Origin of the sequence: Bacillus sp. FSL R5-0443 (genome assembly GCF_038608285.1) — a bacterium.
GTDB lineage: Bacteria > Bacillota > Bacilli > Bacillales > Bacillaceae > Bacillus > Bacillus velezensis.
This window is the reverse complement of sequence record NZ_CP152013.1, coordinates 3,473,972-3,490,162: the sequence shown is the minus strand read 5'-3', so window position 1 is coordinate 3,490,162 and position 16,191 is coordinate 3,473,972. Positions and strand designations below refer to the sequence as shown.

Here is a 16,191-nt window from a genome sequence, read left to right as displayed (position 1 = left end):
GGCAAAATGCTCTGTTTGCTTTCTTTCGCAAGCCGCATTTTCATTGTCGCGGAACGCTCCATTTGCTAAAATAAAGCGTATCGCACACATGAACGGTTTTTGCGGAGAGAGGAGGATAAGGCATGCCAAAAGGATCAGGCAAAGTACTATCGCAAAACAAAAAAGCAAACCATGATTACTTTATAGAAGAAACCTATGAAACAGGCATCGTGCTGCAGGGAACGGAGATTAAGTCCATCCGCGCCGGCCGCGTAAACATGAAGGATTCCTTTGCGAAAATCGAGCGAGGCGAAGTGTTCCTCCACAATATGCACATCAGCCCGTACGAGCAGGGAAACCGCTATAACCACGACCCGCTCCGGACGAGAAAGCTTTTGATGCACCGGAAAGAAATCAATAAGCTGATCGGCCTGACGAAAGAGAAAGGCTATTCTCTCGTGCCGCTGAAGCTGTACTTGAAAAACGGCTTTGCCAAAGTGTTAATCGGCCTCGGAAAAGGGAAGAAAACATACGATAAACGCGAAGATTTAAAACGAAAAGACGCCAAAAGAGAAATCGAAAGAGCGTTCAGAGACAGACAAAAAGGCTTCTGATGCCTGAGCCTTGATGTGATAACTGCCCTATGCTATACTGTTCACACATCAGATTCACAGGCTGTTTATTGAAGACATTCCCAATTGAATTTGCCTGTGATCATGGTATAATAACAGTACAGCCAGTTGAGCAAGAGCTTGATAGATCTCCCGTATACCCTTAACAAGGGGACGTTACGGATTCGACAGGGATGGATCGAGCTTGAGCTGCGAGCCGAGAGGCGATCTCGTTAACACGCACCTAAATATAACTGGCAAAACTAAAAGTTTTAACCAAAACTTAGCACTAGCTGCCTAATAAACGCAGCGAGCTCTTCCTGACCTTGCCTATGTGTCCGTGAAGAGCACATCCAAGTAGGCTACGCTTGCGTTCCCGTCTGAGAACGTAAGAAGAGACTGACAGACTAGCTCTCGGAAGGCCCGCCCGCAGGCACGAAGACGAGTGAAACACGAAATATGCAGGCTACGCTCGTAGACGCTTAAGTAATCGATGTTTCTGGACGTGGGTTCGACTCCCACCGTCTCCATACATAACAGAGGAACCGCAGTGCCGTCACTTGACCGCACTGCGGTTTTTTCATGCCGAAAAAAGGAGTGAATGTAAATGGAAATCGTCATCATAGACGGAAAAGATGTTACAAGCACAGAAGCATTACACCGAATCTTAAAAGATCAATTAGAATTCCCGGACTTTTATGGTGAAAATCTGAATGCCTTATGGGATTGTCTGACAGGCTGGATCGAACTTCCGCTGACTTTGGTGTGGAAGAATTTTGACATCAGTCAGAAGGAATTGGGTTCGGATGCTGATAATGTATTAAGGATATTAAAAAAGGCTCAGGCAGAATTAGATGGTGAATTTTTCATTCAAATCGATCAGCCGTCAGCCGGGACAACGGACAGGCACTAAAAAGTGCGTACTTCCCCTCATCTATTTTTCTATCCGATAATAGGGACGGAAGGTTTCAGGCTTTCGATTTCTGTCCATATATAAGAAGAGACTTGCGATAGGGAGGAATGGATGATGGATTTGCAGTTGAAAGGAAAGACGGCGCTTGTGACGGGATCTACGTCAGGCATCGGGAAGGCGATTGCGGCTTCGCTGATTGCAGAAGGTGCGGCTGTGATCATTAACGGACGCCGTGAAGAAAAGGTGAACGAAACGATCCGGGAACTAGAGAAACAGACGCCGGATGCCCGTCTCTATCCGGCCGCATTTGATTTAGGCACGGCGGAAGGATGCGGCGCGATTTTTCAGCAGTACCCTGATGTGGATATTCTCGTCAACAATTTAGGAATCTTTGAACCTGCGAAATACTTTGATATTCCTGACGAAGAGTGGCTCCGGTTTTTCGAGGTGAATATCATGAGCGGCGTGAGGCTGACACGCCGGTATGCAAAGCGGATGATTGAACGGAAGGAAGGGCGGGTGATTTTTATCGCGAGTGAAGCGGCCGTCATGCCTTCTCAGGAAATGGCCCATTACAGCGCTACGAAAACAACGCAGCTGTCGCTGTCACGCAGTCTGGCCGAGCTCACGGAAGGGACGAATGTGACGGTGAATACGGTCATGCCCGGCTCCACGAAAACAGAGGGCGTCGAAACAATGCTCGAGTCGCTTTATCCCGGTGAAAACCTGACCGCGGCGGAGGCGGAGAGACGATTTATGAAGGAAAATCGTCCGACGTCGATCATTCAGCGATTGATCCGTCCGGAAGAAATCGCCCACTTTGTCGCCTTTTTAAGCAGCCCGCTGTCGTCTGCCATTAACGGATCTGCATTGCGGATCGACGGCGGCTTGGTGCGGAGCATTATATAAGATGAATATACAAAAACCCCCGCAAAGTGGCGGGGGTTTTTGTAATGCGGATCACGCTGAAAACCGGCCGATGATCCTGCTGATTAAATCTTTTGTGGCGCAGTCAAAATGCTCTTCTTTTTGGTTTGTCAACAGCCCGACCGGCGGTGAAATTGTTAAGTTATGGATCGGAATGACCTTCGTGCCCTCGATCGGTTCTGAGTGCGCCGTCGCCGTAAAGATTGAGACGCCGATATTTTCCCTGACATAGTATTGGTGAGCCATGCTGCTGGTCAGCTCCATTTTTCGATAGCGGCTGCCGATGGACCGCTGCAGGTGCTGTTCAATTTGAATCCGGATCGGGCAATTGGCGGGCGTAAAAATCAGGCATTCATTTTCTAAGTCTTCGAGATTGATGCTTGCTTTGGCGGCAAGGGGATGTCTGTCGGACACGATGACATTGAGCGAGTCATGGAAAAACGGATCGAAATAATTCTCCAGAATCAGCTCCGGCTCGCCGCATACGGCAAAATCAATGGCGCCCTCCAGCAGTTTGCGGCTGCATGTATTGGCATCATCCACGCTGACATTGACCGACATGTCAGGATAATCATCTAAAAACCCCCGCAGTACGGCAGGGAAGATCAGGCTTGCCGTCGGTTCGGATATGCCGATGTGAATAAGGCCGGCCTGCCCCTGTCTGATGTCGGCCAGAGTATGGTCAAGCACCTCGTATTGCGCGAGAAGCTGCCCGGCCCGCTCATGAAACAGCCGCCCCGCCCTTGTCAGCTTCAGCTTCTTTCCCCGTTCAAACAGCTGCGCGCCTACATCCTGTTCCAGCTGTTTAATCCGCATTGAAATCGTCGGCTGTGAGTAGTTCAGAATTTCGGCGGCTTTATAAAAGCTGCCTGACTGTACGATCGTATGGAACGTCTTAATGGTGCGTAATTCCAACGAAATCCCCTCCCGGCTGTTCATTAATTTTCTTGAACCTTTCCTTTACTTTTTTTGATTAGTCAAATAAATCAGTTTGCTTTATAGTATAAACAATCAAAGCTTAGTAAACAAATTGGAATTATATATTTTTGCGGGGAGAGTGACCGGAATGAGTGAAGACATATTTCGATTGGCTGAGAAAAAGGATGCGCCGGAGTTTTTAGAGCTGCTGTACAGCGCGTTTCAGCCGATCCGCAATTTGGAGATTGACTGGCCGTCGGCGCGGGCCGACATCGATATGGTAACAGAAAATATTGAAAATCATTCAGCCGTCGTGCTTGAACGGGACGGACGGCTTCTTTCAACAATTACGATCCGTTTTCCGTGGGAGAGTGAAACGCCTCCGTCAAAATATCCGTTCGTCTGGTGGTTTGCGACGCTTCCTGAGCTGAAGGGGCAAGGCATCGGCAGCAAACTTTTGACTTATGTGGAGGAACACGTGCTGCGGGATACGCTGAAGGCCCCGGCCATCACGCTCGGCACTTCGGCGCGCAAGCATCCCTGGCTTGTAGATATGTACAGACGGAGGGGGTATGAAGTGTATTTTGAGCAGGAGAAAGACGGAGACATCGGAGTCATGATGAGAAAGGTGCTCATACCGGAGCGGTTTGACGCGTCGCTGTTAGGCACACCGAGCTGGGCGCAATGATAAAAAAACGGATCAGAGCCGGCTGTCTGCTTCTGCTGCTCGGCGTGCTGGCCGGGTGCGGGCAAGGAGAAAGCACAAAAGCGGGGAGCGGCGTGCAGACCGTCATTGTCGGCACGGGAACTGATTTTCCGAACATTGCTTTTATGGATGAAAAAGGCGAGCTGACCGGCTATGACATTGAAGTGATGAAAGCCATTGATAAACAGCTGCCGCAATACAAATTTGTCTTTAAGACGATGGATTTTTCGAATCTGCTTACAAGTCTCGGAAACCGGAAAATTGACGTGATCGCGCACAATATGGCGAAAAATAAGGAACGGGAGAAACGCTTTTTGTATCACAAAATCCCGTATAACTACTCGCCGATGTACATCACGGTGAAGGCGGATAATGACGCGATACACACGCTCCGGGATTTAAAAGGGAAAACCGTCATCGTCGGCGCGACGTCAAACGCGGCGGATTATATGACGGCATACAACAAAACCCACGGCAGCCCGATACATTTGAAATACGCCGGGCAGGGCAGCAGTGATACAGCAAACCAAATGGAGACAGGACGCGCTGACGCCACCGTATCCACGCCGTTTGCCGTCGATTTTCAAAATAAGACGCACGCGTTCAAACAAAAAACGGTCGGTGATGTGCTGCTGGATACCGAGGTGTATTTTATGTTCAATAAAAACAGCCAAACCCTGGCCGACGATACGGATCGGGCGATTCAAAAGCTTGAGAAGGACGGCACATTGAAAAGACTGAGTGAAAAATGGCTCGGCGCGGATTATTCAAAATCAAGTTTCACGAAATAATTGAAGCAGAAAACGGGGCGATCACATGAAAATAAGATTGGCGGTCATGTCATTAACAATTGCCGCAACGGCGGCGTTATCAGCCTGCGGCGCGGGCGGGGAGGCGGCATCAGGCAATCAGAAAAACGTGAAGAACATCACGGTCGGCACGGGAACTCAATTTCCGAATATTTGCTTTATTGATGATAAAGGCAAATTGACGGGCTACGACGTTGAGCTGGTGAAAGAGCTTGATAGGCGCCTGCCGGACTATCGTTTCACTTTTAAAACGATGGATTTCTCCAACCTGCTTGTCAGCCTCGGCCAGCATAAAGTCGATATCGTAGCCCATCAAATGGAGAAAAGCGCCGAACGGGAGAAAAAATTTCTGTTCAATCAAGTCGCGTATAACAACTTCCCGCTGAAAATCACGGTGCTTCAAGAAAACGGGAACATTCACGGCATTGATGACTTGAAAGGAAAGCGGGTCATTACAAGTCCGACGTCAAACGGCGCGCTTGTGCTGAAAAAATGGAATGAAAAACACGGCAGTCCGTTTGAAATTGCTTATGCCGGCCAAGGCTCCAACGATGCGGCCAATCAGCTGAAATCCGGCCGCGCCGATGCGACGATTTCTACGCCGTTTGCCGTCGATTTCCAAAACAAAACGAGCGCGATCAAAGAAAAAACAGTCGGCGGGGTGCTGTCAAATGCCAAAGTGTTCTTTATGTTTAACAAAAATGAACAAACGCTGAGTGATGACATTGATAAAGCCCTGCAGGAAATCATTGATGACGGCACGCTTAAAAAGCTGAGTGAAAAGTGGCTCGGCGCGGATTATTCAAAGGAGCAATATTAAGTGAAAAAGAGAGGGATCGGCAATGGAAAAAGCGTTTGATATCAGTATGATCGCGTCCTTTGTGCCGACATTGCTCGGGTATTTGCCCGTCACGCTGTATATATTGGCGGTGTCTCTGCTGTTCGGCTTTCTATTGGGGCTGCTTTTGGCGCTGCCCCGCATCTATCGCATTCCCGTTTTGAATCAGTTTGCGAAGCTGTATATCTCTTTTTTCAGAGGAACGCCCATCATGGTGCAGCTGTTTATTGTGTTTTACGGTATTCCGGCGCTCACGGCGCTCGCCGGAATTGATACCTCCAAAATGGACCCTTTGTATGCGGCCATCGCCACGTACGCGCTGAGCAGCGCGGCAAGAGCGGCCGAAATCATCAGGGGAGGTGTGAACAGCGTCGACCGCGGGCAGGCGGAGGCTGCTTTCAGCATCGGGCTGAACGGGGGGCAGACATTCCGGCGCATCATTCTGCCGCAGGCGCTTGTGCAGGCCTTTCCCAACATCGGAAATATGGTGATCGGTTTCTTAAAAGATACATCACTCGCTTTTTCGATCGGGGTGATGGATATGTCGGGCAGAGGACAGACCTTGATTACATCGAGCAATCATTCTTTAGAAGTGTATATCTCGCTTTCTGTTCTGTATTATGCGGCCGCCCTTTTATTTGAATGTGTCTTCAGATGGGCCGAAAAACGAATCAAGAAAGATGAGACGCGCCTTGTGACGATTTTTGACATGAGCGCGCACGGCTGAAAAGGAGGGAGAACAGTGGAGCTGGATATTCCATTTATCGGCACTGCGATCAAACAAATGATGAAAACCGTTCCGCTTACATTGGCAATGACGGTCATTCCGATTATTGCCGGATTTTTCATAGCTCTCGGCAATATCACGGTGCGTATATTCCGCATCAAATGGCTGCTGGCCTGCTCATCGTTTTACGTGTCTTTTTTTCGCAGCACCCCGGCGATTCTCCATATTATGCTGATTTATTTAGGGGTTCCGCTGATTGCCGATCAATTCAGCCGCGCGTTTCATCTCGGCTGGTCGGCCAATCAGATTCCGGTCGCCGTGTTTGTCATCATGGCACTGTCATTAACGGCAGGCGCTTATATGACGGAAATTCTCCGTTCCGGGATCATGGCCGTCGATACGGGGCAGGCGGAGGCGGCATATTCAATCGGCTTGACGCGGGGCCAGATGATTCGGCGCGTGGTTCTGCCGCAGGCGTTCATGATATCGCTGCCGAACTTCACCAACATAGGCATCGGCTTTTTGCATACCACTTCCATCGCGGCAATTGTTGCGGTGCCTGAAATTACAGGAACGGCGACGATTGCGGCATCCGATAACTATGCATTTCTGGAAGCATTTATCGGGGCTGCCGTGATTTATTGGGGATTAACGCTGATTCTCGAAGCTGTAAACAGTCTGGCGGAAAAAAGGGCGGCCAGATATCAAGGAGGCGCATTATGATCGAAATCCGAAACATTCAGAAACATTTTGGCAGTCATCACGTGCTAAAGGGGATCAATTTAAGTGTCCGGAAAGGAGAAGTCGTGACCATCATCGGCCCGAGCGGTTCCGGGAAAACCACTTTTCTGCGCTGCCTTAATTTACTTGAGCGGCCGGATGAGGGCGCCATTTCGCTGCACGGTGAAGTCATTAACTGCAAAAAGCCTGCCAAAAAAGACATTCTCAGACTGAGGAAACAGACGGCGATGGTTTTTCAGCAATATCATTTGTTTTCGCATAAAACGGCGATTCAAAATGTTATGGAAGGCCTGACGGTCGCAAGGAAAATGAAAAAAACAGATGCGTACGCCATTGCCGAGCGGGAACTGGCCAAGGTGGGGCTTCAGGATAAATTGAACGCCTATCCGAATCAGCTGTCGGGAGGCCAAAAGCAGCGGGTCGGAATTGCCAGGGCGCTTGCCATTCATCCTGATGTGATGCTGTTTGATGAACCGACCGCAGCCCTTGATCCGGAGCTTGTCGGCGAGGTGCTCGAGGTGATGCTTAACATTGTGCGGACCGGCGCCACCATGATCATTGTTACTCATGAAATGGAATTCGCCAGAAGAGTGTCCGACCAAATTGTGTTTATGGATGAAGGAGCAATCGTGGAACAAGGAACGCCTGAGGAAGTCTTTTACAAGACGAAAAAAGAAAGAACGAAGAAGTTCCTCCGCCGCGTGCTGCCTGATTACGGTTATGACATAAAAGAGCGCATAAAGGAGCCTGTCGTATGATTCGTTTAAGCATTTTAGACCAAAGTGTCACCGCGGAAAACCAAACCGCAGAAGAAGCCTTGCGGCAAACGGTGAAATTGGCTCAGGAGGCTGAACAATACGGATATGACCGTTTCTGGGCGGCGGAGCATCATAACAATGAAGAGATAGCGGGATCAGCGCCGGAAATTGTTCTGGGGTATCTTGCCGCAAGCACGAAAAAAATCCGTCTCGCATCCGGCGGGGTGATGCTGCAGCATTACAGTCCTTATAAAGTGGCGGAGCAGTTCCGGGTTTTGTCCGCTCTTGCTCCCGGCCGTGTGGCGCTTGGTGTCGGCAAAGCGCCCGGCGGATTTCAGCTGTCAACCGATGCGCTGCAGCGGGAGCTTATCCAGCCCGCCCGTTTATTTGAAGAAAAGCTTGAGGAGCTGACTCATTTCATCCGAAATGATTTTCCGGACTCACACCGCTATGCGTCATTGCGGCCGGCGCCGCATACTGAGTATGCGCCTGACCTCTTTTTGCTCGGCGGCAGCGCGGAAAGCGCGATATCCGCGGCCAAACTCGGCATTTCCTTCGTTTTCGCCTATTTCATAAACGGTGAAGAGGCTGCGTTAGAAAAAGCGCGCCACGCCTTTGACGAGCATCTGCCGAAAGGATCGAAGGCGGAATTTCACCTTGCGCCGATGGTATTTACCGCGCATACAAAAGCAGAAGCGGAAAAACACGTCGTATCGCGTGAGTCGGTCAAAATCATTCTCGAAGACGGCAAAAAGGTGAATGTCGGTTCCCGGGAACAAGCGGAAGCGTTTCTTGAACAAGTCACGCAGCCATATAAGCTGATTACACAAAAGACGGGTGTGATTGCCGGGACAAAAGAAGAGACTGCCGCCGAGCTGCGACGATTATCCGTTCAGTACAGCATTACTGATTTTGTGATTTTGTCGCCTATCAAAAACGCTGAGGAAAAACGATTGTCTTACCGGCTGTTAAGCGAAGCGGTGCAGCCGGCCCCACAATTATAGGAGGGATGAACATGAGTCATGAAGTAAACGTTGTGGTCTGGAGCAAACAGGGCTGTGCGTATTGCGATGAAGTGAAAGGATATTTGCGGGAAAAGGCCATTGCGTACGAAACAATTGATGTGACAGAGCGGGACGAATTGCGTGACGTGCTGCAGATGAAATACGGAATCCGTCATGTCCCCGTCGTTGAACTCGGCAGCGGTGACAGCCGTGTGTATCAGGCCGTTACTCAAGTCGGCATTGAACATGTAGAACGGGCGCTTGCCGATTACGAGGGGAAAAAGGGGGAGAGAAAATGAGCCGGACGGATCTAATTCAATTCGGAGCCATGATTCACGGTGTCGGCGGCACAACGGACGGCTGGCGTCATCCCGACGCCGATCCGACAGCAAGCACGAATGCGGCGTTTTACAGGCAAAAAGCGCAGACTGCTGAAAGAGGGCTGTTCAGCTTTGCTTTTATTGCGGACGGCTTGTTCATTTCTGAAAAGTCCATCCCGCATTTCTTAAATCGGTTTGAGCCGATCACTATCTTATCGGCGCTTGCCGCCTCTACAACCCATCTTGGTTTAATCGGCACATTTTCCACATCGTTCATTGAGCCGTTCACCATCGCAAGACAGCTGATGTCTCTTGACCATATCAGCGGCGGCCGGGCGGGCTGGAATCTCGTCACCTCTCCGCAGGCGGGAGCCGCGCGCAATCACAGCAAAGAAAGCCTTCCCGACCACAGCCGGCGCTACGCCATCGCCCAGGAACATGTGGACGTGGTGCGCGGTCTGTGGAATTCCTGGGAAGAAGATGCCTTCGTCCGCAACAAAGAAACCGGGCAATTTTTTGACCCTGACAAACTGCATCGCCTGTATCACAAAGGCGAGTATTTTCAAGTGGAGGGTCCGCTGAATATCGGCCGGTCCAAACAGGGAGAGCCGGTCGTTTTCCAAGCGGGGTCTTCAGAAACCGGCCGGTCGTTTGCCGCGAGGAATGCAGATGCAGTCTTTACGCACTCCAATTCACTTGAGGAAACGAAGGCTTTTTATGATGATGTGAAGAAGCGGGCGGCGGATTACGGCCGGGACGCTACCAAGCTGCGGATCTTTCCGGGAATCAGTCCGATTATAGCCGGCTCACAAGAAGAAGCGGAAGCGAAATACCAAGAATTCGCCGAGCTGATTCCGATAGAGAACGCCGTTAAATATGTGGCCAGATTTTTTGACGATTATGATCTGAGCCGTTTTCCGCTGGATGAGCCGTTCCCTGATTTGGGCGACGTCGGGAAAAACGCGTTTCAAAGCACGACAGACCGTATCAAAAGGGAGGCGAAAGCCCGGAATCTTACGCTGCGTCAAGTGGCGCGCGAAGCCGCATTTCCGCGAACCAACTTTATCGGGACACCGGAACGTGTGGCATCATTAATAGAAACATGGTTTCAGCGGGAAGCGGCGGACGGATTTATTATTCATTCTGACATCCCGGGCATGCTTGAAGCCTTTGTGGATCAAGTCATACCGATCCTCCAGGAAAAGGGGCTGTACCGAAAAAGCTATCCGGCCGATACACTGCGGGGGAATCTCGGGTTGGATATTCCGGTCTGTAAATCAAATCCGATGTTGAGCAGAAACTAAATGTTTCTGCTTTTTCTGCTGCTTGCCATTCCCGTCATTAAAGGGATCCCGCCAGCATTTTGGATAAGAAAAGAGCCGATTTACCCCGTTAACCGTTAAGAGTAAATCGGCTCTTTATTATTTAAAAGACGTAAGGAATGAAAACCTGCTGAATGCAATCCTTCAAACTTATATTCCTTAAGAAATTGTTATAAAAATAAGTTAAATCTTTAAGAGGTTTGCAATATTTCCGCCTAGTACTCGTTGTACGACTTCTTCACTTGAAGCATGGCGTTCAACTGCCAACTTATTTAGGAATGGATCACCATATGGAAAATCAGAACTAAATAAAGTTTTCTCTGGGAGTTCTTTTATAGCCAAAGATAATGCATAGGTTGTATAAAATGCAGAGATATCTAGGTAGGCGTTCTTTGTTTCTTTTGTTAATGCAATAACTTGCAGCCAATGAATTCCTCCCAAATGGCCATAGATTACAGGGACAGTGGGATATTTTCGAGTTAAAGCGAACAATTCCCGAATATCATTTAAATTGAGTGGATGGAATGTATGCACCCAAATCGGAAAGGAATTATAATCACTAGCTGCCTGGAATACAGGCTCAAGCATTTTAATTTGACCTGAACCAAGGGTGAATTCTCCAAGTCCCTTCATTTTATAATCTTTTACAATCTTCTCAACCCAATCATGCAGTTCTCCGGAGGAACTTAAAAGGGGAACTGATCCAAATCCAATAAAACGGTCAGGATATTTTGCGATAGCATCCCTCAATTCTTCTAAAGCTTTTGATCGTGCTTCTAGGGGATTTATTTCGTTATTTAAAATTTGATTCAGTACATCCATTTCCTGAATAAATTCATCGTAGCTTTCACTTTTTTCTGGATGAACAAGCGTAGAGAATAAAATAGTTTTATCTATCCCGCTTGAAACCATCATTTCAATGTGTTTTTCTACAGGTAGAACTACGTGGGCATGACTATCAATGATCATTTTTTACTCTCCTTCCAATAAATTGGCTGACAGCTGATTTCGTCTTTTAGAAAATACTTCAGTAGCTATTGTTAAAATGGTATTTAATGCGACAGGAAAGCCTGCATAAATTAACATTTGCATCATAGCTTCCACAATTTCTTCTTCGGTCCATCCGACATTTAAAGCTCCGTTAATATAAAATTTTAATTGTTCCGTATTTCCTAAAGCAGTTAGACCAGCAACTGCTGCAAGAAGGCGGGATTTTAAATCTAATCCCGGTCTGGAAAAAATTTGACCGTAATTAAATTCCACAGCCAAAGTTCCCAAGTCAGGTGCTGCTGAATCTTTAAAACTGTTCACGATATTTTGATAGTTGTGCGGATCTATTTTTGATAGAACTTCCAATCCCTTTTTGTAGTTTTCTGTATTTTCAGACATTAGATATGACTTCCTTTCTCGAATTCTCTATTTTTTACTGTTCTTTTTTTAGGTAAGCTAAATAAGGAACTAAAAGCAATACCTATCATGAGTATCCCAACTGTACATACTCCATACCAATGCCATTTGCTCCAAGCAAGTACACCTAGATATGATCCTAAAGATCCGCCTAAGAATGTAGATACCATGTATAAACCATTTAATCTGCTTCTCTTTTCAGAAGATAGTTGAAAGATAGCAGCTTGACAAGCAACTTGATTTGCTTGCGTGCCAACTGTTACTAATAGTGCGCCAAGGAGTAATCCCGGTAACCAATATCCTAAGAATATTAAGGTCAGAAAAGCGATTAAAGAAATAAACATACATAAGGTATTAGCAAATTTTGATCCTTTTTTATCGATCACCCGGCCAATCATGGGAGTTGCAAAGGCTCCAGCTATTCCCACTAAACCTATTAAACCTGCCGCGGTGCTCCCATAAGAATACGGAGAAGTATTTAATAAAAAAATAAGAGTTGTCCAGAAGGCACTAAAGGAACCAAACATCATTCCTTGACTCAGGCAAGCTTTTTGCAACACTTTTTCCTTTTTAAATAACGGGCCTAAAGATGCAAGTAATGTTTTATACTGCATTGCATGATTTCCTTTGCTTTTTGGAAGATACATTGCCATTAAAATGATCATTATCATTGTGCCAGCAAAAGAAGCCCAATACATTGATCTCCATCCAAAATGGGAATCTGCAAAACCACTGATAAATCGAGCGCCTAAAATCCCACACACTAAGCCAATGGCAACATTCCCTAACACTTTTCCTCTGTTCTCTTCTGAAGCTAAATTAGCAGCAAGAGGAACAATAATTTGAGGGACTATGGTAACAAATCCAAGAATTAAGTTTGCTGCAATCAGCCACGTTACATTCATTGATAAAGCAGTTGCGGCTAAAATTATACATACAATAGATAATAAACTTAGGATCAATTTTCTCCGTTCAAAAATGTCACCTAATGGTACCAATAAAAGATTTCCCAATGCATATCCCACTTGAGTTAAAGTTGCTACAATTCCTATATAGTTTTCAGAAACGTGAAAAGTATTTGCCATACTGACTAAGAGCGTTTGATTTAAATAGACATTAGCTACTGTAAAACCACATGCTGCAGCCATGAGGAGAACTAATCCTTTTGGGAAAGGCTCAGCCCTATTTTTGAAAACCATAAAACTCACCTCCTTCATTTATTAGAATAGATGAAGGTTTATAATGGGAATAGGAGTGTGTTTATCCTATTATTAAAACTACTACTTATAAGGGGAGAAGTTCATGTTAAGTGACAAAGAAAGAAGGAAAGAACTAGGGGATTTCTTAAAAACACGACGGGCGCGATTATCTCCTCAAGACTTTGGTTTACCTATTGGTCCGCGCAGAAAAACAGAAGGACTGCGCCGAGAAGAAGCAGCTCAGCTGGCAGGAATAGGAGTAACCTGGTATACATGGTTAGAGCAAGGACGTGATATACAGGTATCTTCAGACGTATTGGAGGCTATTTCGCGTGTATTCAGGTTAAATGAAGAGGAAAAAGAGCATCTATTTTTATTAGCAAATCGGCCATTGCTATCTAAGGTGGGAAGACCTCTCGTTGAAAGTGTAAATAGCGTCCTGAAAAATGTATTGAGTCAATTAGAATACTGCCCTACATATGTAACCGACGAAAAATTGAACATAGTAAGCTGGAATAAAGCTGCTGCCGTGGTTTTTGGTGACTTTAATAAAATGAATGATCGAGATCGTAATGCAGTCTGGCGTTGCTTTACGTCTAAAGAATACCGAGACCTCTTTCTTAATTGGGAAGATCATGCGCAACGCTTGATTGCTCAATTTCGTTTAGCCTATACACGTTTTGTCGGTGATGAGTGGTTTAAAGATATCATTAAAGAACTTACCAATAAGAGCCCTGAGTTTCGTAATTGGTGGTCCAAACATGAAGTTCTAGGTACTCCTTGCGGCAAAAAAACACTGCTGCATCCTTTAGTTGGAGAAATGATTATGGATCATATTACTCTTCAAGTGTACGATGCCCCTGAACTAAAATTAACCATTTACCAACCTCGCCAAGAAGGTGAAACAGAACAGAAAATGAAGCATTTGTTAAACTGGCAAGCAGACCTGCAATAAAAGAGTGTGATAAATTCGAACGTATGAAGCGGAATTCGTTTGTCTCTAATATAAGAGCAGGAACATTTTGCATGGATAAATTCCACACAACTGTCTGAAATGAAACAGCCGATTTAGGCTTAACATGGTCAAAATCGGTCTTTTCTTTGTCGAAATTTGAAAAAAATATACTGATTTCGAGATATTATTGTTGCGAAAAGATTTTTTTGTAACTATAATTATTACAGAACTGATCAGTATAAAAAAACATTCATATTTCATAATAAATGTGTGTGTAATCTGAAAACGAAAGGGCTGTTTACAATGGCAAAAGTACTTTATATCACTGCTCATCCTCATGATGAAAAGACATCTTACAGCATGGCGACAGGAAAAGCGTTTATCGATTCTTATAAAGAATCAAACCCGAATGATGAGGTTGTACATATCGACCTTTACAAAGAGAACATTCCTCATATCGACGCGGATGTATTCAGCGGCTGGGGGAAACTTCAATCCGGCACAGGTTTTGAAGAGCTTTCTGAAAACGAAAAAGCGAAAGTCAGCCGTCTGAACGAGCTGAGCGATCAATTCGCGGCAGCTGACAAATACGTATTCGTCACACCGCTTTGGAACTTCTCATTCCCGCCTGTTATGAAAGCGTACCTTGATTCTGTGGCTGTAGCCGGAAAATCATTCAAATATACAGAGCAAGGCCCGATCGGTCTGTTGACAGACAAAAAAGCGCTCCACATTCAGGCGCGCGGAGGCTATTACTCTGAAGGACCGGCGGCTGACATGGAAATGGGCCACCGTTACATCGGCATCATGATGAACTTCTTCGGCGTTCCTTCTTTTGACGGATTAATCGTTGAAGGCCATAATGCTGAACCGAATAAAGCACAGCAAATTAAAGAAGATGCGATTGCCCGCGCGAAAGAAGCCGGAAAATCATTCTGATCTTAAAAAAACCTCCCCGCCGTACGGCTGGGAGGTTTTTCATATTAAAGGGCAATCGTCCGTTTTTGTTCGCTGCTTTTCATCGCCGCTTCAATGACACGGATGACATCGATGCCTTCTTTTGCCGTAACGGGAAGCGGTTTTCCGTTTAAGATGCTGTCTGCCAGCAGTTTGTAGTACGTAAGGTAAGAGCCGTTCTCAGAGGGGATTGTTTCTGTATGCCGTTTTTCATCCGCTGCGATTGTCAGCTCTCCGAAGTTGTCAGGATCATCGGCGCCCCAGCTGTCGTCAATCGGCTTTTTGCCCGCTGAAAGCGCATCTTCCTGTCCATCCATTCCGTATTTGATAAAGCTTGCATTCCGTCCGTGAATCTGATAGCGCGGGCCGCTTGCCGCATTCATGGAGCCGGATTGAAGAATGACCTGAAGTTTGCCGTAATGGAGCGCGGCCAGAAAATTATCAACGGTTTCACTGTTGTCCCGCTGTTTCATCACATGTGCGGTGACGGATTTCGGCATTCCGAAAAGCAGAAGTGTCTGGTCAATAATATGTGAACCGAGATCATACAGCGTTCCCGTGGCGGGTGCGTTCTTTTCGCGCCATTTTTCCTGTACAACCGGGTTGTATAGATCGTAGCTGACTTGATATGTATGAATGTCTTGAAGCGCCCCGTCCCGAATCAGCTTTTGTATTGTTAAAAAGTCATTGTCCCAGCGCCGGTTGTGGTACACGCTCAGCAAGACGCCTTTATTTTCAGCCGTTCTACTCAGCTCCTCCGCTTCTGCTGAAGTCGCCGTCATCGGTTTTTCCACGACGGTGTGTTTTCCCGCCAGGAGACATTTCATCGCTGATTCATAATGCATTCCGCTCGGTGTCGTGACGATGACGAGATCAATGTCAGGATCACCGGTAATGTCTTCAATCGCGCGCACGGCTTCAGCCCCCGGCAGATCACGTTTGACCTCATCCGTTCTGGACGTCATGACTTTTTTGATCTGATAATCATCAAGGACGTCCAAAAGCGGCGCATGAAAAACTTTACCCGACAAACCATATCCCAATATGCCGACTTGTATCGTTTTCAATGAGTTTCCCCCTCTTGATAAGTGATAACATTA

General features: G+C 46.7%; 19 protein-coding genes and 1 other RNA gene. 15 read left to right on the top strand and 5 right to left on the bottom strand.

Translation table 11 applies throughout. The features are described from left to right. Positions 1-122 precede the first annotated feature (122 nt). The 4 genes from smpB to NYE28_RS17585 all read left to right on the top strand — a co-directional run bounded on the left by smpB (position 123) and on the right by NYE28_RS17585 (position 2,412). On the top strand, positions 123-593 hold the full coding sequence (gene smpB / locus NYE28_RS17600; protein ID WP_003151688.1) for an SsrA-binding protein: 471 nt from the start codon (positions 123-125) through the stop codon (positions 591-593). Between the two features lie 167 nt (positions 594-760). After that, positions 761-1,123, top strand: a transfer-messenger RNA (tmRNA) gene (gene ssrA / locus NYE28_RS17595). A 74-nt stretch (positions 1,124-1,197) separates the two neighbouring features. Next, on the top strand, positions 1,198-1,503 hold the full coding sequence (locus tag NYE28_RS17590) for a barstar family protein (protein ID WP_025285275.1): 306 nt from the start codon (positions 1,198-1,200) through the stop codon (positions 1,501-1,503). Positions 1,504-1,617: 114 nt separating this feature from the next. Continuing rightward, positions 1,618-2,412: an SDR family oxidoreductase gene (locus NYE28_RS17585; RefSeq protein WP_160223275.1), complete on the top strand. Its 795-nt coding sequence runs from the start codon at positions 1,618-1,620 to the stop codon at positions 2,410-2,412. 51 nt (positions 2,413-2,463) lie between these two features. Here the strand turns inward: NYE28_RS17585 and NYE28_RS17580 are convergent, their stop codons facing one another. Next, complete coding sequence (locus NYE28_RS17580; RefSeq protein WP_023357134.1) at positions 2,464-3,345, bottom strand: LysR family transcriptional regulator; 882 nt, start codon at positions 3,343-3,345, stop codon at positions 2,464-2,466. Between the two features lie 151 nt (positions 3,346-3,496). On the opposite strand from NYE28_RS17580, the gene NYE28_RS17575 reads away from it, so the two are divergent. From NYE28_RS17575 to NYE28_RS17535, 9 genes are read left to right on the top strand one after another with little or no spacing between them, the layout of a single operon-like run. Continuing rightward, complete coding sequence (locus NYE28_RS17575; protein ID WP_012118461.1) at positions 3,497-4,036, top strand: GNAT family N-acetyltransferase; 540 nt, start codon at positions 3,497-3,499, stop codon at positions 4,034-4,036. After that, entirely contained in the window at positions 4,033-4,845 is an 813-nt protein-coding gene (locus tag NYE28_RS17570) for an amino acid ABC transporter substrate-binding protein (protein WP_069007348.1), read from the top strand. The genes NYE28_RS17575 and NYE28_RS17570 overlap by 4 nt, the downstream gene beginning before the upstream one ends. Positions 4,846-4,870: 25 nt before the next feature. Then, positions 4,871-5,683, top strand: a complete 813-nt coding sequence (locus NYE28_RS17565) for an amino acid ABC transporter substrate-binding protein (protein WP_021494133.1) — start codon at positions 4,871-4,873, stop codon at positions 5,681-5,683. A 22-nt stretch (positions 5,684-5,705) separates the two neighbouring features. Beyond that, positions 5,706-6,428 (top strand): amino acid ABC transporter permease, encoded by a 723-nt coding sequence (locus NYE28_RS17560; RefSeq protein ID WP_342490189.1) that lies wholly within the window; start codon positions 5,706-5,708, stop codon positions 6,426-6,428. Positions 6,429-6,443: 15 nt separating this feature from the next. Further along, positions 6,444-7,151: an amino acid ABC transporter permease gene (locus NYE28_RS17555; protein ID WP_007613790.1), complete on the top strand. Its 708-nt coding sequence runs from the start codon at positions 6,444-6,446 to the stop codon at positions 7,149-7,151. Then, positions 7,148-7,927, top strand: a complete 780-nt coding sequence (locus NYE28_RS17550) for an amino acid ABC transporter ATP-binding protein (protein ID WP_342490188.1) — start codon at positions 7,148-7,150, stop codon at positions 7,925-7,927. The genes NYE28_RS17555 and NYE28_RS17550 overlap by 4 nt, the downstream gene beginning before the upstream one ends. Further along, positions 7,924-8,931: an LLM class flavin-dependent oxidoreductase gene (locus NYE28_RS17545; protein WP_021494132.1), complete on the top strand. Its 1,008-nt coding sequence runs from the start codon at positions 7,924-7,926 to the stop codon at positions 8,929-8,931. The genes NYE28_RS17550 and NYE28_RS17545 overlap by 4 nt, the downstream gene beginning before the upstream one ends. Before the next feature lie 11 nt (positions 8,932-8,942). Beyond that, positions 8,943-9,230 (top strand): glutaredoxin family protein, encoded by a 288-nt coding sequence (locus tag NYE28_RS17540; protein ID WP_031378341.1) that lies wholly within the window; start codon positions 8,943-8,945, stop codon positions 9,228-9,230. Next, the gene (locus NYE28_RS17535) at positions 9,227-10,555 is read left to right on the top strand and encodes an LLM class flavin-dependent oxidoreductase (protein ID WP_342490187.1); all 1,329 of its coding nucleotides are present in this window, start codon (positions 9,227-9,229) and stop codon (positions 10,553-10,555) included. Before NYE28_RS17540 ends, NYE28_RS17535 begins: the two co-directional genes overlap by 4 nt. A 201-nt stretch (positions 10,556-10,756) precedes the next feature. Here the strand turns inward: NYE28_RS17535 and NYE28_RS17530 are convergent, their stop codons facing one another. From NYE28_RS17530 to NYE28_RS17520, 3 genes are read right to left on the bottom strand one after another with little or no spacing between them, the layout of a single operon-like run. Beyond that, positions 10,757-11,542, bottom strand: coding sequence for an amidohydrolase family protein (locus NYE28_RS17530; RefSeq protein ID WP_149061791.1), 786 nt, complete (start codon positions 11,540-11,542; stop codon positions 10,757-10,759). Between the two features lie 3 nt (positions 11,543-11,545). After that, entirely contained in the window at positions 11,546-11,962 is a 417-nt protein-coding gene (locus tag NYE28_RS17525) for a carboxymuconolactone decarboxylase family protein (protein WP_007410005.1), read from the bottom strand. Then, positions 11,962-13,179: an MFS transporter gene (locus NYE28_RS17520; protein ID WP_192452697.1), complete on the bottom strand. Its 1,218-nt coding sequence runs from the start codon at positions 13,177-13,179 to the stop codon at positions 11,962-11,964. The genes NYE28_RS17525 and NYE28_RS17520 overlap by 1 nt, the downstream gene beginning before the upstream one ends. 103 nt (positions 13,180-13,282) lie before the next feature. Between NYE28_RS17520 and NYE28_RS17515 the strand changes: the two genes are divergently transcribed. Together NYE28_RS17515 and NYE28_RS17510 are read left to right on the top strand one after the other, a co-directional pair. After that, complete coding sequence (locus tag NYE28_RS17515) at positions 13,283-14,134, top strand: helix-turn-helix transcriptional regulator (protein WP_007410007.1); 852 nt, start codon at positions 13,283-13,285, stop codon at positions 14,132-14,134. A 303-nt stretch (positions 14,135-14,437) separates the two neighbouring features. Beyond that, complete coding sequence (locus NYE28_RS17510) at positions 14,438-15,073, top strand: FMN-dependent NADH-azoreductase (protein WP_015240584.1); 636 nt, start codon at positions 14,438-14,440, stop codon at positions 15,071-15,073. Positions 15,074-15,117: 44 nt separating this feature from the next. Here NYE28_RS17510 and NYE28_RS17505 read toward each other — a convergent pair whose 3' ends face one another. Continuing rightward, complete coding sequence (locus NYE28_RS17505) at positions 15,118-16,158, bottom strand: oxidoreductase (RefSeq protein ID WP_337681175.1); 1,041 nt, start codon at positions 16,156-16,158, stop codon at positions 15,118-15,120. Positions 16,159-16,191 lie beyond the last annotated feature (33 nt).